We start from the raw sequence: 23,847 nt of genomic DNA, 5'->3' as shown, positions 1-23,847 counted from the left end.
TTCGCGAGCAGGCTCGCTCCCACATTTGGAATGCGTTCCCCTGTGGGAGCGAGCCTGCTCGCGATGAGGCCCGCACGATCGCCGCCGATCCCCTCATGAACACCACTTGTCTGCGACATGATGTCGTTTCATATGCCAGACAAAACCCATTGAGTTAGAATGCCCTCCTTTTCTGCCCCGATCCTTGAGGACCGCCATGTTCAGCCGTGATTTGACTATTGCCAAGTACGACGCCGATCTCTTTGCCGCCATGCAGCAAGAAGCTCAGCGCCAGGAAGAACATATTGAGTTGATCGCTTCGGAAAACTACACCAGCCCAGCGGTGATGGAAGCTCAAGGCTCGGTACTGACCAACAAGTACGCCGAAGGCTACCCAGGCAAGCGCTACTACGGCGGTTGCGAGTACGTCGACGTGGTTGAGCAGTTGGCCATCGACCGCGCCAAAGAACTGTTCGGCGCCGATTACGCCAACGTTCAGCCACACGCCGGTTCCCAAGCCAACAGCGCGGTTTACCTGGCGCTGCTGCAAGCTGGCGACACCATCCTGGGCATGAGCCTGGCCCACGGCGGTCACCTGACCCACGGTGCCAGCGTCTCCTCCTCTGGCAAGCTGTACAACGCGGTGCAGTACGGCATCGACGGCAATGGCCTGATCGACTACGACGAAGTCGAGCGTCTGGCTGTGGAACACAAGCCAAAAATGATCATTGCGGGCTTCTCCGCTTACTCGCAAATACTGGACTTCCCGCGCTTCCGTGAAATCGCTGACAAGGTCGGTGCCTACCTGTTCGTCGACATGGCTCACGTAGCCGGTCTGGTCGCCGCTGGCGTCTACCCGAACCCGGTGCCATTCGCTGACGTCGTGACCACCACCACTCACAAGACCCTTCGCGGTCCACGTGGCGGCCTGATCCTGGCTCGCGCCAACGCCGACATCGAGAAGAAGCTGAACTCTGCCGTCTTCCCGGGCGCTCAGGGTGGTCCGCTGGAACACGTGATCGCGGCCAAGGCCATCTGTTTCAAAGAAGCGCTGCAGCCTGAGTTCAAGACCTACCAGCAACAAGTGGTCAAAAACGCCCAGGCCATGGCCGGTGTGTTCATCGAGCGCGGTTTCGACGTGGTCTCCGGCGGTACTGAAAACCACCTGTTCCTGCTGTCCCTGATCAAACAGGAAATTTCCGGTAAAGATGCCGACGCCGCTCTGGGCAAGGCTTTCATCACCGTGAACAAGAACTCGGTACCCAACGATCCACGCTCCCCGTTCGTCACCTCGGGCCTGCGCTTTGGTACTCCTGCAGTCACCACTCGTGGCTTCAAAGAGGCTGAGTGCAAAGAGCTGGCCGGCTGGATCTGCGACATCCTGGCGGACCTGAATAACGACGCCGTCATCGACGCCGTTCGTGAGAAGGTCAAGGCCATCTGCGCCAAGCTGCCGGTGTACGGCGCTTGATTGCAGTGGTTTGAATGAGAAAGCCCGGCTCAAGAGCCGGGCTTTTTTGTGCCTGAAAACACGTAAACCCAGTGTTGGAACGGGGGGTTTATGTGGGCTTGCTCGCTCCCATACTTGATCTGCGGTGCGAATCAAGCGTCATGCACACATGCAAACCCCGCGCGAATTTTCTCTTCCGGCAAATCGTCGGCGATAAACACGATGACGCTTTCACGCGCCTCGCCTTCTGCCCACTCGGTGTCCCAGTCGAAACCGTACAGCTTTAGCACGCCCTGAAACACCATCCGCCGTGGCTCGCCGACGATATTCAGCACGCCTTTGTAGCGCAGCAGTTGTTTGCCGTGATCTTCCAGCAGCTCGTTCATGAAGTCGCTGAGTTTGTCGATATTCAGCGGCTTGTCAGTGCGCAGCACCAGGCTGGAGATTCGGTCGATGGACGGTGCCTTGCTCACCGGTCGCAGGCTCAGGCCACCGCCCAGGTCGGCATTCAAGTTGAAGCCGCGAACATCCAACAGTTCGGCCAGGTCGATCTTGCCATGCTCGACGACGCGAATCGGCGCACGGCGATTGATACGCGTCAGCCGTTCGCAGAGGGCGCTAAAGGTTGCCTCGTCCACCAGATCGCGTTTGCTCACCAGCAAGCGATCGGCAAAACCGATCTGGGCCTGGGCGATGGTCTGGGTCAGGTGATGCTCGGCATGGGCAGCGTCAACCAGGGTGATGATGCCGTCGAGGATGTAGCGCTCGCGCAACTCTTCATCGATAAAAAAAGTCTGTGCCACGGGTGCGGGATCAGCCAGCCCGGTGCATTCGATCACCAGCCGGTCGAAGGCGATTTCGCCGCTGTCCAGACGCTCCAGTAGCAGGTACAGCGCCTTGGTCAGGTCGGTGTGAATGGTGCAGCAGACGCAGCCGTTGGACAGCGTCATGACTTGCACTGGCTCGTCGCCCAGCAGTTGGGTGTCGATTCCGGCGTCGCTGAATTCGTTTTCGATCACGGCGATTTTCAGGCCGTGTTCGGCCTTGAGCAGATAGCGCAACAGCGTGGTTTTGCCAGCGCCGAGAAAGCCGCTGAGGACCGTGACGGGGATGGTGGGTAGCAAAACGAAGATCTCCCATACGCAGAAAAAGCTGTAGGAGCGCGGCTTGCCGGCGATGGCGTCCTGAAGATCGCTATCGCCGGCAAGCCGTGCTCCTACAGTGGTGTGTTGCCTAAACGCCGTGTTTCAACAGCATTTCGGACCACCCTTACCGCCGTAACGAGCCTCCTGGCGTTCCCGAAAGAACGCCTCATAGGTCATCACCGGCTTGTCCGGGTGTTTGGTGTGCATATGCTCGACGTAGTTGTCGTAGTCGGGCATGCCGACCATCAGGCGCGCGGCCTGCCCGAGGTATTTACCGAGGCGACTCAGGTCATTGAACATGTTTGCACTCCTCGATTACGCGTCCGGCAAGGCCTGAAATGGCGTTTCTTTATCCGTGCGTTCTTTACTGCCCCAGGCCGAAACACCGACCTTGATGGCATAGAACAGGATGCTGAACACCACGAACAGGAACAGCGCTGTCAGTGTCGCGTTGGTGTAGGCGTTGTAGATCACGTGCTGCATCTGGTTGATGTCCTTGGCCGGCGCCAGAATCTGACCGTTGGCCAGCGCATCACTGTACTTCCTGGCCAGAGACAGGAAGCCGATCGCCGGGTTGGCATCGAACAGCTTGATGAAACCGGCGGTGGTGGTGCAGATCAGCAGCCAGACCGCGGGCAGCAAGGTCACCCAGATGTAGCGTTGGCGCTTCATTTTGATCAGCACGACGGTGCCGAGCATCAGCGCGATACCGGCCAGCATCTGGTTGGAAATGCCGAACAGTGGCCACAAGGTGTTGATGCCGCCCAGTGGATCGATCACGCCTTGATACAGCAGGTAACCCCACATCGCCACGCAACCTGCAGTCGCGATCAGGTTCGCGGTCCAGGATTCAGTCCGTTTGAGCGCCGGAACGAAGGAGCCGAGCAGATCCTGCAGCATGAAACGCCCGGCACGGGTGCCGGCGTCTACAGCGGTCAGGATGAACAGCGCCTCGAACAGAATCGCGAAGTGGTACCAAAATGCCATGGTGTTCTCACCCGGCAGAATGTTGTGCAGGATCTGCGCGATACCGACCGCCAGAGTCGGCGCGCCACCAGCGCGGGCCAGAACGGTGGTTTCACCAATGTCCCTGGCCACGGCTTGCAGAGCTTCCGGAGTAATGGCAAAACCCCAGCTGCTGACCATCTGGGCAACCGAAGCAACGTCACCGCCGACGATGGCCGCCGGGCTGTTCATCGCAAAATAGACACCCGGCTCGATCACCGAAGCAGCCACCATCGCCATGATGGCCACGAAGGACTCCATCAGCATGCCGCCGTAACCGATGTAACGGGCATGGCCTTCGCTGGCCAGCAGCTTCGGTGTCGTCCCGGAAGCGATCAGCGCGTGGAAACCCGACACCGCACCGCAGGCGATGGTGATGAACAGGAACGGGAACAACCCGCCCTTCCACACCGGCCCGGTACCGTCGGTGAACTGGGTCAGTGCCGGCATTTTCAGCTCGGGCATGGTAATCAGGATGCCAATCGCCAAAGCGACGATGGTGCCGATCTTGAGGAAGGTCGACAGGTAGTCGCGCGGCGCCAGAATCAGCCAGACCGGCAGCACTGCGGCGACGAAACCATAGCCAATCAGCATCCAGGTGATCTGGATCCCGGTGAAACTAAAGACTTTGGCCCAGACCGGATCAGCGGCAATCTGCCCACCCAACCAGATCGAACCCAGCAGCAGAAGCACCCCGACAACCGAGATTTCACCGATGCGGCCCGGGCGGATGTAGCGCATGTAAATGCCCATGAACATCGCAATCGGGATGGTCGCCATCACCGTGAAAATGCCCCACGGGCTCTCGGCCAGGGCCTTGACCACGATCAGCGCCAGCACCGCGAGGATGATGATCATGATCAGGAAGCAGCCAAACAGCGCGATGGTGCCGGGGATACGGCCCATTTCCTCACGGACCATATCGCCCAGGGAGCGACCGTTGCGGCGGGTCGACATGAACAGGACCATGAAGTCCTGCACAGCACCCGCCAGCACTACGCCGGCGATCAGCCAGAGCGTACCGGGCAGGTAGCCCATTTGCGCTGCTAAAACCGGGCCGACCAACGGCCCCGCACCCGCGATGGCCGCGAAGTGGTGACCGAAAAGTATGTGTTTGTTGGTCGGCACATAGTCCAGACCGTCGTTGTTGAGCACTGCAGGGGTGGCCCGCAGCGGATCGAGCTGCATCACATGGTTAGCGATGAACAGACTGTAGTAACGATAAGCAACCAGATAAATGGCCACTGCCGCGACCACAATCCATAAGGCGTTGATCGCCTCGCCGCGGCGCAAGGCCACTACGCCCAGGGCGCACGCACCTACAATTGCCAGCAGCAGCCAGGGTAAGTGGCGTAGTAGGCTATTATTATTTTTCATCTTTTTTATTCCAGCCAGGTGGACTTTAGAGGAAGCCACCCCGAGTTTAGCCCTACTTACACTAAAGACCATACCCGACATTGGTCTAGAACCTTGTTTCAAGGCCCCCTCTTCAACCTTCCTGAGTGGGCACTGGCGGTGGCGGCTTCTACAGATGCAGGTCTATAGTCAGCGAAAATCAAGAGGACTGCGCCATGAGCGACCACCCTGCAAATCGCCGCCGCTTCAAACGTATTGCCTTCGATGCCAGAACTGAACTGAGCCAGGGTGAGTATCGTTGGCCGGTGAAGCTGATTGATCTATCACTCAAGGGCTTACTGATCGAACGTCCCGAGCCTTGGCTGGGGAACAAGGAACAGATTTTTTCAGTCGACATTCACTTGAGCACTGAGGTCGAGATCGCCATGGACGTGCAGCTTACCCATGAGGATCACGGCCAGCTCGGCTTCGTCTGCCGGTACATCAACCTGGAATCCGTCAGCCGCCTGCGGCGCTTGGTCGAGCTCAATCTGGGCGACCAGGCCGAACTTGAACGGGAGCTGGGAGCGCTGATCGAGGTTTGATCATGGCGGATCAACCATGAGCCGGTCGCGAGTCGCATAGAGGCTATATCCCCTGTAGGAGCTGGCGGAGCCTGCGATCTTTTGATCTTCAGACCCAGCCTCGGCAGCGTGGCAAAAAAGATCGCAGCCTTCGGCAGCTCCTACAGTCGTCTTTATTCAAACAATGCGTCCAATGCCTGTTCAAGGCGTGTCACAGCAATAATCTGCAACCCTGGTGGCGCCTCTTTCGGTGCGTTACCCTTGGGTACGATGGCCCGTTTGAAGCCGTGTTTAGCGGCTTCTTTCAGGCGCTCCTGACCACTGGGCACTGGCCGGACCTCACCGGACAAACCGACTTCGCCAAACACTAGCAGATCATGGGGCAATGGCCGGTTGCGCAAACTGGACATCACTGCCGCCATCAAGGCCAGATCGGAAGCCGTTTCCAACACCTTGACCCCGCCGACCACGTTAAGGAAAACATCCTGATCGTGTGTCGGAATGCCGCCGTGACGATGCAGGACCGCCAACAGCATGGCCAGTCGATTCTGATCCAGGCCCAGGGTTACCCGACGCGGGTTGGCCAGATGGCTGTCGTCCACCAGTGCCTGGACTTCCACCAACATCGGACGCGTGCCTTCCCAGGTTGCCATTACCACACTTCCCGGCACTTCTTCCTGAGCACGTGTCAGGAAAATTGCCGACGGGTTGGAGACTTCTTTCAGACCTTTGTCGGTCATGCCGAACACACCCAGTTCGTTGACTGCGCCAAAGCGGTTTTTTACTGCCCGCAACAGACGCAGACGACCATCCGACTCACCTTCGAAATACAGCACGGTATCGACCATGTGCTCCAGCACCCGCGGCCCGGCTAGTGCACCCTCTTTAGTGACGTGGCCGACCAGGAAAATCGCGGTACCGCTCTGTTTCGCGTAACGCACCAGCAACGCCGCACTTTCACGCACCTGGGACACACCGCCTGGTGCGGATTGCAGTTGCTCGGTGAAGATCGTCTGAATAGAGTCGATCACCATGACTTTCGGCTTTTCTACCCGAGCCGTGGCGATGATGGTTTCGATGCAGGTTTCGGTCATGACCCGCAGCTTGTCCTGAGGTAATCCCAGGCGACGGGCGCGCATGGCCACTTGCTGCTGGGATTCTTCGCCAGTGACATACAACGCCGGCATTCGCGCGGCAAGACTGCATAACGTCTGCAACAGGATCGTCGACTTGCCGATGCCTGGGTCACCACCGATCAGCACCACCGAGCCGTCTACCAGGCCACCGCCAAGCACCCGGTCCAGTTCGCCGGACGCCGTGGAAAAGCGCGGGATCTCTTCGACGCTGACTTCGGCCAGGGTCTTGATCTGAGCCTGCTGCCCCGTCCATCCGGTACGCCCGCCAGGGGCCGCTGCGCCACCGCTTTCCACCATGGTTTCAGTCAGCGTGTTCCAGGCCCCGCATTCCGCGCATTGGCCGGCCCACTTGGGGAAGGTTGCGCCGCACTCGGTGCAGCCGTACATGCGCTTTGCCTTGGCCATCTGAACTCCAACGAAAAACCGCGATGATAGCTCAGCTGGCTGCGATCAGTGCGACACGCGTCGTCTGGATTTCAGTCTTACTGTTACGTTTACACCGGAGTTGAGTCGCTTTAAGGCAGATTCAATCAATCATTTTGGCCAGACGCCTTAGTAACGTGTTCTATTTCCTGAAACAGATTAACTGAACGACGATGCGGCACTGGCTGTACAACTTTCGCTTTGATGCATCAGACCAGACCTTGACCTCACCCAATAAATCGAACTAAAACCTGTACAAACCTTGCTACTTAAATAACGCAATGTACAAGTATTACGTTGAAAAGTATTTTTAATAATAATAGGAACACTTATTTTACCCCAACCACTTCAACCTTACCCCGGACACTTTAGACTGTTTTAGATTATCGCTTTCCCGGCGAATTTTTTATGCCATGCATGTCATCCTTGGTGCAGGCCAACTTATAGACGTACACTCCCGCTACTGCGCTCTTCCAATGACTGCGGGCGTACCGTTATTGAAAAATAACTCTGTCTGTTTACACCTATTTTTTGGAGCATGAAAAATAATCGAACCAGACATAAGTCATCGTTATTACCGCTATAGAACGTGGCGACGGACTGCCGTGCCCCCGCGGCAGCACATGAACATCGGTAAGGGCTAGTTGGCAGTGAGTACGTTGGCCTTGGCCGCCCGGTCAGGTTGCCGATCACGATGATGAGATTCCCACGAATTTCCGCGCGCTTGACGGTACTTTGTGGCCGTTTGCTGGCGGGCAGGTCGACACCTCCGAACGCTATTAGCAGTTGCGTCAAGCACGATGCGTTTTGCTGAATTACACTGCGTTCACCAACCTCATCTGTAACAAGGAATAACCTATGGGCGTGCTAAGTGAGTTCAAGGCCTTTGCGGTCAAAGGGAATGTGGTCGACATGGCCGTCGGTATCATCATCGGCGTAGCCTTCGGTAAAGTCGTTTCGTCATTTGTAGGTGACGTGGTGATGCCGCCCATTGGCCTGCTGATCGGTGGGGTGGACTTTAGTAATCTGGGGATCACGCTCAGGGCAGCCCAAGGCGACGCACCCGCGGTGATGTTGGCCTATGGCAAATTCATCCAGAGCATCATCGACTTCCTGATTATCGCGTTCGCGATTTTCATGGGGGTGAAGGCAATCAATCGTCTGAAACGCGAAGAAGCCGTTGCGCCAACCCTGCCGCCGGTTCCGACCAAGGAAGAAGAGCTGCTGGGCGAAATTCGCGACCTGCTCAAAACACAGAACAACAGGCCCTGAACGGTTCTGTCGCTATAAAGAACGGCGCCATCAGGGCGCCGGGCTTTTACCAGTAGTTTTCCACCGCAACCTGCCCAGGCCTGCGACTCAGGCTGAGTTGCATATCGCGTTTTTTAAGCAGGTGGCGCGTGTCATCGATCATCCGTGGGTTACCGCAGAGCATCACCCGCGAATGCTCGGCCGTCAGATCCACGCCCGCCGCTCGCTCCAGCTCGCCATTCTCGATCAATTGAGTGATCCGCCCGTTCAAGGCGCCCGGGTACTGCTCGCGGGTGACGGTCGCGATGAACTGCAATTTATGGCCGTATTCAGCCAGGTACTCGCGCTTCGCCAGCCCGGCGATAAGGTCCTGGTAGGCAAGCTCTCGTGCTTCGCGTGCGCTATAGACCAGGATGATTCGCTCAAACTTCTCCCAAACCTCGAAGTCCTGGAGGATCGACAAAAACGGCGCAACACCGGTACCTGTGGATAACAACCAGAGATCACGGCCATCGACAAAGCGGTCCAGGGTCAGAAAACCGAACGCCTCACGGTCGACCAATAACGTGTCGCCCTCTCCCAAACGGCTCAATTCACTGGTGAACTCACCACCCGGCACCACAATGGAAAAGAACTCAAGAAACTCGTCATGAGGCGAAGACACCATGGAATACGCCCGCCACACCGTGCTGCCGTCCGCCTTGGTGACCCCCAGGCGAGCGAATTGCCCGGCCCGGAAGCGGAAGCCCGGATCCCTGGTCGTGCGCAATGTGAACAGACTTGGGGTCAGTGGATGAACGTCGAGCAACGTTTGGCAGGTAAATTTTTCGGCGCTGGCGGTCATGGGGCGCTCCATTGAACAGATGCCCTCAGTTTCCCGCAAAGCCGAGCGCAGGAACACCGGTGGTTTGTAATGTTATAGAGCTGAGTGAAGGTTGCCCAAGTTCAATACTCTCGTTAAGCAAATAAATGACGACGTCATAAATTTAGTAATAGGCCACTGACTATTTAGAAATAAGCCTGCTCGACCTGAGCCCTCACCCACAACATTATCACTGAAACCTATTCACTATTATTCTCTTCCCGGCCATTAGATTACGCATTGCATCTAACACATAAGTTCCTGTTTTTGGCAGCCTATCAAGTTTACGTTGTCAAAAACAAAGTCGGGACAAGAGTACTTTCAGAGCAAAAATATATTCACCGTTTTTGTAATGAATACTCTACACTCGGCACGAACAACCTTTGGATCCAATCTTGCGTCCGCGGAGCAGCCAAATAGGGGGCATTATCGATGACAATCCGGAAGAAAGCCCAGCTACAGCGGTTGACTCAAGATGACGACATACAGTCCATATTCGACATGGCTCTGCGCCTTACCGACGAGATGGGATTTGAATACTGTGCATTTGCGATATCCCCTCACTCGCTCGACGATCAATCACATAATATAAGGATCAATAACTACCCGAGCGAATGGAATAAAAAATACGAAACATATAACTATACTGCGCAAGATTCGATCATGAAACATTGCAGCCATTCGGTTTTGCCCATCCTCTGGAACGACGACACGTTCTCAACCTTCCCGGCCTTTTGGGAGGAGGCACAAACCCACGGAATGTGTCATGGCTTGTCGCAATCGCTTCATGATTCTCGTGGCGTGTTCAGCATGCTGAGTCTTTCGCGAAGCCATCATCCGATTACCCCAAACGAGCTCAACGACAAGGCAGGCCAGCTTATGTGGCTATGCCACGCCCTGCACGCGGTCGTCGCGCAGAAGGTGTTATCCAACACTACTTTTTTCCGCGAGACCCGTTTAACGATCCGGGAAACTGAAGTCCTGAAATGGTCCGCAGACGGCAAGACCGCCTCCGATGTTGCAACCATTCTCTGCCTCTCGGAGCGGACCGTGAATTACCATGTGAGCAGCGCAATAAAAAAGATGGGCGTCAACAATAAGATCTCGGCAGTGGTGCGCGCTGCCAGGCTGGGTTTGCTCTGACCTACGCAAAGACAGATCGGCGCTACGCGTTGCGAGCCGATAAAACCAACGAGTAATCCATTAGAAAAAAACGTACCATTTGCCACCCCATCTGAGTGAAGACGCGAGTTGCCCAGCACCGCGGCGCAGTCCACTCAGACAGTCCTGCAAGTATCAAAGCCGCCAAGCCCTTGCGGGACACCCGTTGATTACCCAGAGTCCCCGCATCATGCCCCTGCTCGACAGCCCCTTCGCCCAGCTCGACCTGATCCGCCAGCCTGAACAACAGAACGAGCCTTTGCAGGCCTTCGACGCGGCTGATGAATACCTGCTCAACCATCTGGCCGAGCAACAGCCGACAGCGGATACCCGGGTATTGGTGCTCAACGACAGCTTCGGCGCACTGGCAGCCAGCCTGGTCGGGCATGTACAAGTCACCAGCAGCAGCGACTCGTTTCTCGCCACCCAGGCGTTGGAGAAAAATCTGGTACGTAACGGCCAGGCCTTCGATGCCGTATCAATCGTGCCCGCCAGCGAAAACCTGGCCGGACCGTTCGACCGGGTGTTGATCAGGGTGCCGAAAACCCTGGCCTTGCTGGAAGAACAGCTGATTCGCCTGCAAGACCAACTGGCTCCCGGCGCCCAGGTGATTGCGGCCGCCATGATCAAACACCTGCCACGCGCCGCCGGCGATCTGCTGGAACGCTATATTGGCCCGGTGCAAGCTTCGCTGGCGGTAAAAAAGGCCCGTCTGCTGATCGCCACCCCCGAAAGTAAAACACCGGCCGTATCGCCCTACCCGACTCGCTATACCCTCGAGGAGCCTGCCATCGAGCTGCTGAACCATGCCAATGTGTTCTGCCGCGAAGGGCTGGATATTGGCACGCGGGCTTTTCTCCCCCATCTGCCGAAAAACCTTGGCAGCGCACGGGTCGCCGACCTGGGATGCGGCAATGGCGTGCTGGCCATCGCCAGCGCGCTGCAAAACCCCGAAGCTCAGTACACCCTGGTGGATGAATCCTTCATGGCGGTGCAATCGGCGACCGAAAACTGGCGCGCCGCACTCGGCGAACGCGAAGTGATCGTTCGCGCGGGTGATGGCCTGGGCGGGCAAGAGCCGCAATCGCTTGATGTCGTGCTGTGCAACCCACCGTTTCACCAGCAACAGGTAGTCGGTGATTTCCTCGCCTGGCGGATGTTCCAGCAGGCCCGTGAAGCATTGGTGGTCGGCGGCGCATTGTACATCGTCGGCAATCGTCATCTAGGCTACCACAGCAAACTCGCCCGGTTGTTCCGTGGCGTCGAGCAGGTGGCGTCCACGCCCAAATTCGTGATTCTCAAGGCGCGTAAATAACGCGCAATCACAAGCGAAAAAAAACCCTCCATACGGAGGGTTATAAATCCGTGCCGCAAGGCAACGGGATGGGATTCGGTGACGCGAATTTCAGTGAGTGGTCAGGCCAGCAGCGTTCATGAACATGCGCATCAGGCTGGCAACGATGGCCAGGGTCAGCACGCTGCCCGTCCAGATCACCGCCAGCCAGCCAAGCCTTTGCCAGAGCGGCTTTTTCTCGGCCTGTTCGATTTCCTGCAAGGAGTGTTTGCCGGTCATAGCCTGGAATCCTCTCTGGGGGTTTGATGGTGCCCAAGAAGACGCCATCGCGAGCAAGCTCGCTCCTACACCTAGTGATAACCGTCTTCATGGGTGACCTTGCCGCGGAACACGTAGTAGCTCCAGAAGGTGTAGCCCAGGATGAACGGGATGATAAATAGCGTGCCGACCAGCATGAAGCCCTGGCTCTGTGGCGGTGCGGCGGCGTCCCAGATCGATATCGACGGCGGCACGATGTTCGGCCACAAGCTGATTCCCAAGCCGCTGTAGCCGAGGAAGATCAACACCAGGGTCAACAGGAACGGCGTGTAATGCGCATTACGGGCTACGGCGCGGATCAAACCATACATGGTCACCAGCACCAGAATCGGCACCGGCAGGAACCAGAACAGGTTCGGCAGGGTAAACCAGCGTGCCGCGATCTCAGCGTGGGCCAGCGGCGTCCAGATACTGACGATGCCGATCACCGCCAACACCACGAATGCCAACGGTCGCGCCAGGTTATGCATCTGCTCCTGCAACTTGCCTTCTGTCTTCATGATCAGCCAGGTGCAGCCGAGCAACGCATAGGCCACCACCAGCGCCACGCCGCAGAACAGCGTGAACGGTGTGCACCAATCCAGCGAACCACCGGCAAACTGGCGATTGACCACCGGCAGGCCATCAATAAACGCCCCCAGCGCCACGCCCTGGAAGAAGGTCGCCGTCACTGAGCCGCCGATAAAAGCCTTGTCCCAGATGTGGCGTTTGTCGTCCTTGGCCTTGAAGCGGAACTCGAACGCCACACCGCGGAAGATCAGCCCGATCAGCATCAGGATCAGCGGTAGATACAGCGCCGAGAGCACCACCGAGTAGGCCAGCGGAAAGGCCCCGAAGAGTGCCGCACCGCCCAGCACCAGCCAGGTTTCATTACCGTCCCAGACCGGCGCGACGGTGTTCATCATCACGTCGCGATCGCGGTCGCCCTTGACGAAGGGGAAAAGGATTCCGATCCCCAGATCGAACCCATCCATAACCACGTACATCATGATGCCGAAGATGATGATCACGGCCCAGATCAGCGGAAGATCAATACCCATGATTCAGTTCCCCTTATTCAGGCTGTCGCTGTGATCGTCATCATCAGCAGCGGAAAGCGGACGGGCGGGTGTACGTTTCTGGCCAGGACCACCGTGGCTTGGTTCGGCACCTTCGTTGATCACCGGGCCTTTGCGTACCAGACGCATCATGTAGCCCAGACCCGCGCCAAACAGCGAGAAATACACCACGACGAACAACGCAAGGGTGATGCTCATTTGCGTGAAGCTATGCCCCGATGAGGCATCTGCCGTACGCATCAATCCGTAGACCACCCACGGCTGGCGACCGATCTCAGTGGTGAACCAGCCAGCAAGGATTGCGATCAGGCCGGACGGCCCCATCCACAGCGCCAGATACAGGAACGGACGAGACGAGTACAGGCTGTCGCGCTTGCGCAGCCAGAGGCTCCACAGACCGGTGAAAATCATCAGCATGCCCAGCCCGACCATGACCCGGAATGACCAGAAAACAATGGTCGAATTCGGCCGGTCTTCAGGCGGGAAGTCCTTGAGCGCCGGTACTTGTTCGTTCAGCGAGTGGGTCAGAATCAGGCTGCCCAAGTACGGAATCTCTACGGCAAAGCGGGTCTTCTCAGCTTTCATGTCCGGCCAGCCGAACAGGATCAGTGGGGTCGGCTCATTCCCGATATTTTCCCAGTGACCCTCGATCGCGGCGATTTTCGCCGGTTGATGCTTGAGCGTATTGAGGCCGTGGAAGTCACCGATCACTGCCTGAATCGGCGCCACGATCAGCGCCATCCACATCGCCATCGACAGCATCGTGCGGATCGCCGGATTGTCACGACCGCGCAACAGGTGCCAGGCGGCCGACGAACCGACGAAAAACGCCGTGGCGACAAAGGCTGCCGTGGCCATGTGCATTAGGCGATACGGGAACGAGGGGTTGAAAATCACCGCCAGCCAGTCCACCGGAATCACTTGGCCGTTGACGATTTCATAGCCTTGCGGGGTCTGCATCCAGCTGTTGGAAGCCAAAATCCAGAAGGTAGAAATGATCGTTCCGATGGCCACCATGACGGTTGCAAAGAAGTGCAGCTTGCGCCCGACCTTGTTCCAGCCGAACAGCATGACGCCAAGGAAGCCGGCCTCGAGGAAGAACGCCGTGAGCACTTCATAGGTCAGCAGCGGCCCGGTGACAGACCCGGCAAAATCGGAGAAGCGACTCCAGTTGGTGCCGAACTGATAGGCCATGACCAGCCCGGAAACCACCCCCATGCCGAAGTTGACGGCAAAGATCTTCGACCAGAAATGATACAGATCACGGTAGGTATCGTTACGTGTCTTCAGCCACAAGCCTTCGAGCACCGCCAGGTAACTCGCCAAACCAATGGTGATGGCCGGAAACAGGATGTGGAACGAGATGGTGAACGCGAACTGGATTCGGGCGAGATCAAGTGCCTCCAAACCGAACATAAGTCTTCCTCTGTCAGGTAATACTGGCTGCCGGCTAGAGGCCTGCACCCACGGCCCCCACGGATATGGAGTGTGGCGAATTCAAATTCGTTCTTTCTAAACCATCACAACGTAGGGATTCTGGCCATCTGGCCGTCAGATCAGTTCCGGGAAAGGAATTGATCTGGATCAAGCAACGTTCAAAGAGTAGTCCCATTTTCAGGCCTGGACTGTGTGGTTTTTTGTCGCGTGACAGGTTGCCTCACTGCTTCAACCTAGAGCCTGAGTCCCCACCTGTAGCGGCTGCCGAAGACTGAGTTCAGCTAAAGCAGTCGTAAACCCTGACGACTCGCTCTGTCTGAAACACTGCAGTGCCTGACTTCACGACTGCTGCGCAGCCGAACGCAGCCTTCGGCAACTGCTACAAAGGTGAGCCGACGACATCGAAGCCATATCGGTGTCTAGCTAACTAAATTTCCTGTGCCTGCAACTTATGGTTACAGCTTGGTGATAATCTCGCCTTTCTCCCGCTCAGACCTGCCTTTCAGATGCCTAGCCAAGCCCCGCTGCTGTTGCGTCATCACCGCCCTTTCATTGCGTTTTGGCTAGCGCGGGTGTTTACCGCCAGTGGTTTCCAGATGCTCACCGTGGCCATCGGCTGGAACCTCTATCAGCTGACCGGCAATGTCCTGGACCTCGGTTGGGTCGGGCTGGTGGAGTTCGCACCGAGGGTGCTGTTCATGCTCCACACCGGGCATGTGGCGGACCGTTATGACCGACGCAAAATCGCAGCCATCTGTCAGTCACTGCAAGCATTGATCGCCTTGGCCCTGGTCATCGGCAGTGTCACCGACAATGTCACTCGGGAAATGATCTTCATCCTCGCGTTCCTGCTGGGTGCCGCACGCTCGTTCGAAATGCCGACGACTCAAGCGTTGCTGCCGACCATCGTCCCCAGTGCGCTGTTCCCGCGAGCCGTTGCGGCTTCGCAGTCTGCCCAGCAATCGGCCACCATCGTCGCGCCGGCCCTGGGCGGTTTGCTCTACGCCTTCGGCAGTGTCTGGGTTTACGGTCCCACGGTGATTTTGTACCTCATCGCCTGCCTGCTGATGCTCAACCTGCCCGCCCGGCAAACGCCGCTGAACAAAGGCAAGGCGACGCTGGATTCGCTACTGGCCGGGATTCGCTTCATTCGCAGTCGACCGGACATTCTCGGGGCAATTTCCCTGGACCTGTTCGCCGTACTGCTGGGCGGTGCGACAGCATTGCTGCCGGTGTTCGCCAAAGACATCCTGCTCACCGGGCCATGGGGCTTGGGGTTACTGCGTTCCGCCCCCGCTGTCGGCGCCTTGCTGATGTCGCTGTGGCTGGCGCGCTTTGCCGTGGAGCGCAACGTCGGGCGAATCATGTTCACCGCCGTCGGCGTGTTCGGTGTCGCGACCATCGCCTTCGGCTTGTCGACCTCGTTCTGGTTCTCCCTCGCGGTGCTGGCGGTGCTGGGCGCGGCGGACATGATCAGCATGGTGATTCGCGCCTCTTTTGTGCAACTGGAAACACCGGACGAAATGCGCGGCCGGGTCAGCGCCGTGAACGGTTTGTTCATTGGCGCTTCGAACCAATTGGGTGAGTTCGAATCAGGGGTGACCGCCCATTGGTTCGGCACCGTGCCGGCGGTGGTGCTCGGTGGGATCGGTACGCTGATGGTCACCGGCGTGTGGATCAAGCTGTTCCCGACCCTGGCCAATCGTGACCGGATGCATGCGGATGTGAGTGTCGAAAGCAACGCCTGAAGTGCCCCCGCGATTACCCCCCTAACTCTCCCGCAAGCGCCGCCCGCTTGGCCTTGCCGCAGAGTTGCTCCACCAGCGTCAACGCAAACTGCAGCGCCGCGCCGGAGCCTTGGGCGGTGATGCAGTTACCGTCCACGACGACCGGTTGGTCGATGAAGTTGCAACCGGACAACTGATGGCTGGCCGTTGGCAGGCAGGTCATGCGTCGCTGACGTAGAACGCCGTAGGTCTGCAAGGCCTGCGCCGGGGCTTCGGCGATACCCGCAAACAGACGCCCGGCCGCAGCTTGGTCCGTGACCAATTGGAGCAAGGGTTGATGGGCCGTCAGATGCTGGACGCCGACTGCGCCGCCGGGCAGTACGATCAAGTCGAAATGCTGGGCCAACACATCCACCAGCATGGCATCGGAGGTCAGGCGGGTACCGCGCGCGCAAGTGAGCATGCGCCGCGATTCAATGCTGGCCACCACCACTTCAATCCCGGCGCGACGCAGTACATCTATCAGGGTCACGCTTTGCAGGTCGTCGATGCCTTCGGCGAGGGTGATCAGAGCTCTAAAGGTCATGGGGGTTTTCCACATAATGGTCTTTAAAGCTTAGTCAGCTTTCCTTACAAGCGTCCGGGCAGTGCGATTACTTGATGTAGATCTGCGCTGACAGGGTATTTCCAGGCGCATTGATAGACGTGTTACTGAAGGTGAAGGTGCCCCCCTGCTTGCCGACCAGATCAAAGACGTAAAGATAACCGACGATCTTCGCCGAACCGGAACACTCCCCCAAACCGTTGCCTGCGTCCCCGCACACTCGCGTTTTACTGCCGCTCACCGCAAAACCGTCCAACGCGACATTTGGATTGCGGCCATAACCCTGCTCCAGCACGAAAACCCTGATGTTCCCACCACCGTGATTGCATTGGGTCTGCTCACGGCCATCCGATACGTCTTCCAAGCCACAGTCCGGCGACTGGACCTTGAGGATTTTCACCTCGTTCAACGGCGGAGCCGAAGCAGCCCAGGCGGTTTGCGTCCCCATTAGCAGGGCGCCCAACAGCCCAAGGCAGAAAACGACACTGTTCTTTGTGCAATACATACCTACCCCCAAAACTTGCGCGCAGTATGCCCCACTACCCACGACGGCAAAACAACGCCGACGATCGCAGTCATTGGCGCTAGCTGCTGGTATGATGCGCGGCTTTTTCCGACCCACAGAAAATCAACAGGTGCTTCAGGCAGTCTGTGCTTTGCTGTTTAAGTCGATACATTCACGGCGCCGGGCGCGCCACGGGGAGCAGACATGCTGGAAAGGCTGTTTCAACTCAAGGCACACAACACCAACGTGCAGACCGAGATTCTTGCGGGCCTCACGACCTTCCTGGCCATGGCCTACATTCTGTTCGTCAACCCGAGCATCCTCGGCGAGACCGGCATGGACAAAGGGGCGGTGTTTGTCGCGACCTGTCTGGCGGCGGCCATCGGTTCGACCGTGATGGGCCTGATCGCCAACTACCCGATCGCTCTGGCGCCGGGCATGGGCTTGAACGCCTTCTTCACCTACACCGTAGTCCTGCACATGGGTCACACCTGGCAAGTAGCGTTGGGCGCGGTGTTCATCTCTGCGGTGATGTTTTTCCTGTTGTCGATCTTCCGCATCCGCGAGTGGATCATCAACAGCATCCCGCTGGCGTTGCGCTCGGCGATTGCCGCCGGTATTGGTTTGTTTCTGGCTCTGATCGCCCTGCATAACGCCGGCATCGTGGTCAGCAACCCGGCGACCATGGTCGGCCTGGGCGACCTGAAACAACCGGCTCCGATCCTCGCCACCCTCGGTTTTGCGCTGATCGTCGCCCTTGAAGCGCTGAAGGTTCGCGGGGCAGTACTGATCGGTATTCTGGCGGTGACCATCGTCTCGATCCTGATGGGCTTCACCCCGTTCGGCGGCGTAATGTCGATGCCGCCATCGCTGGCACCGACCTTCCTGCAACTGGACATCAAAGGCGCACTGGATATCGGTCTGGTCAGCGTGATCTTCGCCTTCCTGTTCGTCGACCTGTTCGACAACTCCGGCACCCTGATCGGTGTGGCCAAACGCGCCGGGCTGATGGGCAAGGACGGCCACATGCCGAAAATGGGCCGCGCCCTGATCGCCGACAGCACCGCGGCCATGGCCGGTTCCTTGCTGGGGACCTCGACCACCACCAGCTACATCGAGTCGGCTGCAGGCGTCGCCGCCGGTGGCCGTACCGGTTTGACCGCCGTTGTCGTGGCGATCCTGTTCCTGTTGGCGCTGTTCTTCTCACCGCTCGCCAGCAGTATTCCGCCCTTCGCTACCGCGCCGGCGTTGCTGTTCGTGGCGGTATTGATGACGTCCGGTCTGGCCGAAATCGACTGGGACGACATCACCGTCGCAGCACCCGTGGTGGTCACTGCGCTGGCCATGCCGTTCACCTACTCCATCGCCAACGGCATCGCCTTCGGTTTCATTGCCTGGACCGCGATCAAGTTGCTGTCCGGCCGTGGCCGTGAACTGAACCCGGCGCTGGTGACTCTGTCGATTCTGTTCGTGATCAAGTTGGGTTGGTTCAACGCATGAGTGCGCAATCTTTCGACACCGAGTCCTACACCCGTCAGCTCGACGAAAAAGCGGCGCGCCTGCGTGAACTGCTGGTGCCGTTCGATGCGCCCGAGCCTCAGGTGTTCGACTCGCCACTGAAAAATTTCCGCCTGCGCACCGAATTCCGCCTGTGGCGCGAAGACAGCCAGCGCCACTACGCGATGTTCGCCCCAGGGGACAATCGCACGCCGATCCTGATCGAAGAGTTCCCGATCGCAAGCCTGCGCATCAATCAATTGATGCCGCAGCTCAAAGCGGCATGGCAAGCCAGCGCAGCCTTGAGTCACAAGCTGTTTCAGGTGGATTTCCTGACCACCCTGGCTGGCGATGCAATGATCACCCTGTGCTATCACCGCCCGCTGGACGAACACTGGCAAGTGGCTGCCCAGCAGCTGGCCGCTGATTTGAATGTCAGTGTGATCGGTCGTTCCAAGGGCAAACGCGAAGTGATCGGCCACGATCATGTGGTCGAAAAACTCGACGTCGGCGGCCGCACGTTCAGCTACCGCCAACCGGAGGGCGCGTTCACTCAGCCCAACGGCACAGTCAACCAGAAGATGCTCAACTGGGCTTTCGAGTCGCTCGGCGAGCGTTCCGATGATTTGCTGGAGCTGTATTGTGGCAACGGTAACTTCACCCTGCCGCTGGCGACCCGCGTGCGCAAAGTACTGGCGACCGAGATCAGCAAGACCTCGGTGAATGCCGCGCTGAGCAACCTCAGCGAAAACGCTGTGGATAACGTCACACTGGTGCGCTTGTCCGCCGAAGAGCTGACCGAAGCCCTGAACGAGGTTCGCCCGTTCCGACGCCTGCACGGCATCGACCTCAAGAGCTACGAGTTCGGTAGTGTGTTCGTCGACCCGCCGCGCGCCGGTATGGACCCGGACACCTGCGAGCTGACCCGACGCTTCGAGAACATCCTCTACATTTCGTGCAACCCGCAAACCCTCGCCGCCAACATCGCGCAACTGCACGACACCCACCGCATCACCCGCTGTGCGATGTTCGACCAATTCCCGTGGACTCATCACATGGAGTCCGGGGTGTTGTTGACCCGTCGCTAGCCAGCACTGCTGTAAAGCGAACAAAAATGCCTCCGCCATGGAGGCATTTTTTTTGTGCGCCCAGCATGGGCGCAATCTCGTGGGTGAACGTCCCGCCGCAAGCTGACCACAGCGAACGAAGTGAAGCGCAACCGTATAGGGCGACCGACTGCGGGGGGCAAGGCCTGGATATTGATCAGACTGCCAAATACCTGCTCACTCAATGGGCTGCGATTCGTGAACAGCTTTTGTCAGGCGTCTACCGGCCCAGTCCCGTACGGAATTTTATCGGTTGTTGATGTTCTATGGAATTCTGCATATTTCTCGGTAACCACGAAATCGTTGCCGAGATTGCTACCGTTCGCGGCGAATGCCGGACCGCCGGGCTGGCGCTAGTTCTGCTCACCAGCAACACTCACACCAAACTAAAAGAGTATTCCCACATGCTATGGAAAAAAGGCCGACGCAGCGACAACGTGGTGGATGCTCGCGGTGACGATACCGGCGGGGGCGGCGGTGGGATGCGTTTCGGGGGTGGCAAGGGGCTGAGCCTGACGGCCATTGTGCTGATTGTCGGCATCGGTTGGCTGACCGGCCAGGATCCGATGCAGATTCTCGGGCAACTGACCGGCCGGATGACTGAACAATCCGCACCCGCCACCCAGCAGACCCGCAAAGCGCCGCCCGCCAATGATGAACAAGCGGAATTCGTCCGTTCCATCCTCGGCGATACTGAGGACACCTGGGGTCAAATTTTCCAGCAGGCCGGGCGCCAATATAAGAACCCCACATTGATTTTGTTCAGCAAGGGGGTGAACTCTGCGTGTGGCTTTGCCAGCTCCGCCACGGGCCCGTTCTATTGCCCGACGGACCAAAAGGTTTACCTGGACATGAGCTTCTTCCGGGAAATGTCCCAGCGTTTCTCCGCAGCGGGCGACTTTGCGCAGGCCTATGTGATCGCCCACGAAGTCGGTCACCACGTACAAACCTTGCTCGGTGTTTCCGCCAAAATTCAGGCCGCTCGGCAACAGGGCCAGCGTATGGAGGGCGATGGTGGCTTGCTGGTGCGTCAAGAATTGCAGGCCGACTGCCTGGCCGGCGTCTGGGCTAACAATGCGCAAAAACGTCTGAACTGGCTCGAGCCGGGCGACATCGAAGAAGCGCTGAACGCAGCCAATGCCATCGGTGACGACCGCTTACAACAGCAAGGTCAAGGCCGAGTGGTGCCGGACTCATTCACTCACGGCACCTCGGCGCAACGAGTTCGCTGGTTCAAAACCGGCTTCGCCCAAGGCCAGATCAGCCAGTGCGATACCTTCGCCGCGAGGAGCCTGTAATGCGTAAGTGGCTGCTGGCTCTACTGATCACCTGCGCCAGCACCCAGGCTGCCGAGCACGGAGTGGAGGCGATCAGCTCCGGGCGCTTGCAGTTGGAGGCCGGCGAGATGGCGGTGAGCGTAGGCCCGTCGCCGACGAAAATCGAGCGCATGCTGATCATCATTCATGGTCGATTACGCAATGCTGAAACCTACCGCCGGAGCGCTGAACACGCGGCCAAGCAGGCTGGGCAAAGCGCGACCACTCTGGTGATCGTCCCGCAATTTCTCAATGAAACCGATATCGCTGGCCGTCAACTGCTGGGCAACGTGTTGCGCTGGCAGGGCAATGACTGGATGGCCGGCGGCTTATCCACAGGTCCAAATCCTCTGAGCTCCTACGCTGTTATTGACGAAATCGTCGCCCGACTTAGTGATCGACAACAGTTTCCGGACGTGAAGGAAATCGTCATCGCCGGTCACTCCGGCGGCGCTCAGGTGGTTCAGCGTTACGCATTGTTGAGTCGCGATCAGCCGGCCCTCAAGACGGCCGGCGTGCAGGTGCGCTATGTGATCGCCAATCCCTCGTCATATGCGTATTTCAATGAGCAACGGCCGGAGGCCTTCAATCACGCTGGTTGTCCGCAATACAATCGCTGGAAGTACGGGCTGACGGACTTGCCCGCTTATGCCGGTGGGCAAACACCCGCACAACTAGAGGAAAACTACGTCAAACGTGACATCGTTTATTTACTGGGGCAGCAGGACATCGACCCGAATCATCCGGCGCTGGATAAAAGTTGTGAGGCCGAAGCCCAGGGCGCGAATCGGTTGATTCGTGGGCACAATTTTTTTAATTATCTGCGCAAGCGTCACCCGCAGGGGCTGGATCAGCAGCTGATTGAAGTGCCGGGTGTCGGGCATGACGGGGATGGGATGTTTACCTCGCCTGAGGGGCGGAAGGCGTTGTTCAGGTAACTGGAACACAAGTGTCTGATCTGGCGCCTTCTGTAGGAGCAGCCGGTCGACGCTCGATTGCTCGCGATGGACTCAAGGGCGACGCGTTTATTCAGAAAACACGCGTTATCGTTAACGTCTATCGCGAGCAAGCTCGCTCCTACAGGGGCTGGGCCTCAAGCCGAAAGCATCTGCCGCAACGCCACACAATCCTGCGCATGCCAATCCGTCAATTCAGGCCACGGATTATCCGGCAAATTGACCAACACGGTCCGTGCCCCAGCCGCCCGACCGCAGTCCAGGTCAAAGCGATAATCACCGACCATCACCAACTCACTCGGCGCCACATTCCAGGCTTGGGCCAGTTTCAGCAAACCACCCGGGTGAGGTTTTGGCGGGGCTTCATCGCGGCCCAGCACATCCTCCACCGCAAAGCAGTCCGCCAGGCCAATCGCCTCCAGGGTCACATGGGCCAGCTCACGGGCGTTGCGGGTCAGAATGCCGAGGCGATAGCCGCGCCCGGCCAACTCCCGCACCAACTCCACCGCACCTGGCGCAGGCCGGGAGCCCAGCGCCAGATCCCGTTCGTGTTCGAGTAGCCAGGCATGTTTGGCCGCAGCCTCATCGGCAGGCAGCGCGGCGAGATGGGTCAGGATGTCGTTTTCAGCGGGAATCGCCAGCGCCTCACGGATCGCCGCAAAGTCATGCACGGCAATCGTCAGCGTGCCGTCCATGTCGAACACCCAGTACCGCACCTCACAAAGACTCATGCCCAATCCTTGCGATGACGAATCAGGCCTTCCTGAGTGACCGATGCCACCAATTGTCCGGCGCGATTGAACACGCTGCCACGGGAAAAGCCACGGGAATTGCCGGCCCACGGGCTGTCCATCGCGTACAGCAGCCAATCATCGGCGCGCAGATCACCGTGGAACCACAACGCATGATCGAGGCTGGCGACTTGCATGTCTTTCTGCCAGACCGATTTGCCATGGGGCATTAAAGCAGTGGTCAGCAAACCGAAGTCCGAAGCGTAAGCCAGCAGGTATTTGTGCAGCGCCGGTGAGTCGGCCAAGGCACCGTCAGCCCGGAACCACACGTATTTGATCGGGTCACCGGGTTGCGGGTTGTAGGGGTCTTTTTCCGTCACCGGGCGTACTTCGATCGGCTTGGGGCACAGCAGCTTTTCGCGCATGTGTTCCGGAATCAGGTGCGCGCTCTGCTGGGTGATCTCCAGTTCCGACGGCAGATTTTCCGGGCCAACCACTTGCGGCATCTGAAGCTGGTGCTCGAAACCTGCTTCGTCATACTGGAACGAGGCGCTGCAGGTGAAAATCGGATTGCCCTTCTGGATCGCCGTGACGCGACGGGTACTGAAACTGCCGCCATCGCGCACTCGATCAACCTGATAGACCACCGGCAAACCAGCGTCACCAGGGCGCAGAAAATAACCATGCATCGAATGCACGTGGCGCGCTTCTTCTACGGTCTGGCTGGCTGCAGACAACGATTGGCCGAGTACCTGGCCACCGAACAACTGACGGAAACCCAGGTCCTGGCTGCGACCGCGAAAGAGGTTTTCTTCGATCGGTTCCAGGGTCAGCAGGTCGACCAGATCATCCAATACATGGCTCATTCAGACTCTCCTCACACAGAGCAATGCCGCGCAGTCTTGGCTGCGGCGGTCGATTCAATTGGGCTATAGGCCAACAATGGACACATCATAAACGTCCCAGC

At 58.2% G+C, this 23,847-nt stretch carries 22 protein-coding genes; 10 read left to right on the top strand and 12 right to left on the bottom strand.

Annotation, left to right across the window (positions count from 1 at the left end):
* Positions 1–196: 196 nt before the first annotated feature.
* A complete protein-coding gene (gene glyA, locus ACZYSM_RS08310) occupies positions 197–1,450 on the top strand; it encodes a serine hydroxymethyltransferase (RefSeq protein WP_489070645.1) in 1,254 nt (417 codons plus the stop codon).
* A gap of 131 nt (positions 1,451–1,581) precedes the next feature.
* Here glyA and yjiA read toward each other — a convergent pair whose 3' ends face one another.
* The 3 genes from yjiA to ACZYSM_RS08295 all read right to left on the bottom strand — a co-directional run bounded on the left by yjiA (position 1,582) and on the right by ACZYSM_RS08295 (position 4,956).
* On the bottom strand, positions 1,582–2,553 hold the full coding sequence (gene yjiA, locus ACZYSM_RS08305; RefSeq protein WP_489070643.1) for a GTPase: 972 nt from the start codon (positions 2,551–2,553) through the stop codon (positions 1,582–1,584).
* A 123-nt stretch (positions 2,554–2,676) separates the two neighbouring features.
* Positions 2,677–2,874, bottom strand: coding sequence for a YbdD/YjiX family protein (locus ACZYSM_RS08300; RefSeq protein ID WP_419116328.1), 198 nt, complete (start codon positions 2,872–2,874; stop codon positions 2,677–2,679).
* 15 nt (positions 2,875–2,889) lie between these two features.
* On the bottom strand, positions 2,890–4,956 hold the full coding sequence (locus ACZYSM_RS08295; protein ID WP_489070640.1) for a carbon starvation CstA family protein: 2,067 nt from the start codon (positions 4,954–4,956) through the stop codon (positions 2,890–2,892).
* 194 nt (positions 4,957–5,150) lie between these two features.
* Between ACZYSM_RS08295 and ACZYSM_RS08290 the strand changes: the two genes are divergently transcribed.
* The gene (locus ACZYSM_RS08290; RefSeq protein WP_489070638.1) at positions 5,151–5,519 is read left to right on the top strand and encodes a PilZ domain-containing protein; all 369 of its coding nucleotides are present in this window, start codon (positions 5,151–5,153) and stop codon (positions 5,517–5,519) included.
* Positions 5,520–5,671: 152 nt separating this feature from the next.
* On the opposite strand, the gene radA is transcribed toward ACZYSM_RS08290, so the two are convergent.
* Positions 5,672–7,039, bottom strand: coding sequence for a DNA repair protein RadA (radA, locus tag ACZYSM_RS08285; RefSeq protein ID WP_489070636.1), 1,368 nt, complete (start codon positions 7,037–7,039; stop codon positions 5,672–5,674).
* An 876-nt stretch (positions 7,040–7,915) separates the two neighbouring features.
* On the opposite strand from radA, the gene mscL reads away from it, so the two are divergent.
* Complete coding sequence (mscL, locus tag ACZYSM_RS08280; RefSeq protein WP_489070634.1) at positions 7,916–8,329, top strand: large-conductance mechanosensitive channel protein MscL; 414 nt, start codon at positions 7,916–7,918, stop codon at positions 8,327–8,329.
* Positions 8,330–8,375: 46 nt separating this feature from the next.
* Here the strand turns inward: mscL and ACZYSM_RS08275 are convergent, their stop codons facing one another.
* Complete coding sequence (locus ACZYSM_RS08275) at positions 8,376–9,152, bottom strand: ferredoxin--NADP reductase (RefSeq protein WP_489070632.1); 777 nt, start codon at positions 9,150–9,152, stop codon at positions 8,376–8,378.
* A gap of 450 nt (positions 9,153–9,602) precedes the next feature.
* On the opposite strand from ACZYSM_RS08275, the gene ACZYSM_RS08270 reads away from it, so the two are divergent.
* Together ACZYSM_RS08270 and ACZYSM_RS08265 are read left to right on the top strand one after the other, a co-directional pair.
* Complete coding sequence (locus tag ACZYSM_RS08270; protein WP_489070630.1) at positions 9,603–10,313, top strand: helix-turn-helix transcriptional regulator; 711 nt, start codon at positions 9,603–9,605, stop codon at positions 10,311–10,313.
* Between the two features lie 208 nt (positions 10,314–10,521).
* Positions 10,522–11,646: a methyltransferase gene (locus tag ACZYSM_RS08265; protein WP_489070628.1), complete on the top strand. Its 1,125-nt coding sequence runs from the start codon at positions 10,522–10,524 to the stop codon at positions 11,644–11,646.
* A gap of 90 nt (positions 11,647–11,736) precedes the next feature.
* On the opposite strand, the gene ACZYSM_RS08260 is transcribed toward ACZYSM_RS08265, so the two are convergent.
* The 3 genes from ACZYSM_RS08260 to ACZYSM_RS08250 all read right to left on the bottom strand — a co-directional run bounded on the left by ACZYSM_RS08260 (position 11,737) and on the right by ACZYSM_RS08250 (position 14,417).
* Positions 11,737–11,904 (bottom strand): DUF2474 domain-containing protein, encoded by a 168-nt coding sequence (locus ACZYSM_RS08260; protein ID WP_489070626.1) that lies wholly within the window; start codon positions 11,902–11,904, stop codon positions 11,737–11,739.
* Positions 11,905–11,975: 71 nt separating this feature from the next.
* Positions 11,976–12,983 carry a cytochrome d ubiquinol oxidase subunit II gene (gene cydB, locus ACZYSM_RS08255; RefSeq protein ID WP_489070624.1) on the bottom strand — a complete coding sequence of 336 codons (1,008 nt, stop codon included), beginning with the start codon at positions 12,981–12,983 and terminating at the stop codon, positions 11,976–11,978.
* 3 nt (positions 12,984–12,986) lie between these two features.
* Positions 12,987–14,417 carry a cytochrome ubiquinol oxidase subunit I gene (locus ACZYSM_RS08250; RefSeq protein ID WP_489070622.1) on the bottom strand — a complete coding sequence of 477 codons (1,431 nt, stop codon included), beginning with the start codon at positions 14,415–14,417 and terminating at the stop codon, positions 12,987–12,989.
* A 527-nt stretch (positions 14,418–14,944) separates the two neighbouring features.
* On the opposite strand from ACZYSM_RS08250, the gene ACZYSM_RS08245 reads away from it, so the two are divergent.
* Positions 14,945–16,186, top strand: a complete 1,242-nt coding sequence (locus ACZYSM_RS08245) for an MFS transporter (protein WP_489070620.1) — start codon at positions 14,945–14,947, stop codon at positions 16,184–16,186.
* 13 nt (positions 16,187–16,199) lie between these two features.
* Here ACZYSM_RS08245 and ACZYSM_RS08240 read toward each other — a convergent pair whose 3' ends face one another.
* Together ACZYSM_RS08240 and ACZYSM_RS08235 are read right to left on the bottom strand one after the other, a co-directional pair.
* Positions 16,200–16,751 carry a DJ-1 family glyoxalase III gene (locus tag ACZYSM_RS08240; protein ID WP_489070618.1) on the bottom strand — a complete coding sequence of 184 codons (552 nt, stop codon included), beginning with the start codon at positions 16,749–16,751 and terminating at the stop codon, positions 16,200–16,202.
* 67 nt (positions 16,752–16,818) lie between these two features.
* Entirely contained in the window at positions 16,819–17,274 is a 456-nt protein-coding gene (locus ACZYSM_RS08235) for a DUF4879 domain-containing protein (RefSeq protein ID WP_489070616.1), read from the bottom strand.
* Between the two features lie 204 nt (positions 17,275–17,478).
* Between ACZYSM_RS08235 and ACZYSM_RS08230 the strand changes: the two genes are divergently transcribed.
* From ACZYSM_RS08230 to ACZYSM_RS08215, 4 genes are all read left to right on the top strand, one after another.
* Positions 17,479–18,774, top strand: a complete 1,296-nt coding sequence (locus ACZYSM_RS08230; RefSeq protein WP_489070614.1) for an NCS2 family permease — start codon at positions 17,479–17,481, stop codon at positions 18,772–18,774.
* Positions 18,771–19,859: a tRNA (uridine(54)-C5)-methyltransferase TrmA gene (gene trmA / locus ACZYSM_RS08225; protein ID WP_489070612.1), complete on the top strand. Its 1,089-nt coding sequence runs from the start codon at positions 18,771–18,773 to the stop codon at positions 19,857–19,859. The genes ACZYSM_RS08230 and trmA overlap by 4 nt, the downstream gene beginning before the upstream one ends.
* A 422-nt stretch (positions 19,860–20,281) precedes the next feature.
* Positions 20,282–21,175, top strand: coding sequence for a KPN_02809 family neutral zinc metallopeptidase (gene ypfJ / locus ACZYSM_RS08220; RefSeq protein WP_489070839.1), 894 nt, complete (start codon positions 20,282–20,284; stop codon positions 21,173–21,175).
* Positions 21,175–22,131 (top strand): alpha/beta hydrolase, encoded by a 957-nt coding sequence (locus ACZYSM_RS08215; RefSeq protein ID WP_489070610.1) that lies wholly within the window; start codon positions 21,175–21,177, stop codon positions 22,129–22,131. Before ypfJ ends, ACZYSM_RS08215 begins: the two co-directional genes overlap by 1 nt.
* 155 nt (positions 22,132–22,286) lie before the next feature.
* Here the strand turns inward: ACZYSM_RS08215 and ACZYSM_RS08210 are convergent, their stop codons facing one another.
* A complete protein-coding gene (locus ACZYSM_RS08210; protein ID WP_489070608.1) occupies positions 22,287–22,880 on the bottom strand; it encodes an HAD family hydrolase in 594 nt (197 codons plus the stop codon).
* On the bottom strand, positions 22,877–23,746 hold the full coding sequence (tesB, locus tag ACZYSM_RS08205) for an acyl-CoA thioesterase II (protein WP_489070606.1): 870 nt from the start codon (positions 23,744–23,746) through the stop codon (positions 22,877–22,879). The genes ACZYSM_RS08210 and tesB overlap by 4 nt, the downstream gene beginning before the upstream one ends.
* Positions 23,747–23,847 lie beyond the last annotated feature (101 nt).

Source organism: Pseudomonas sp. F220 (assembly GCF_057813935.1).
The sequence above is the reverse complement of the archived record's forward strand: the minus strand, read 5'-3'. Positions and strand labels throughout refer to the sequence as shown.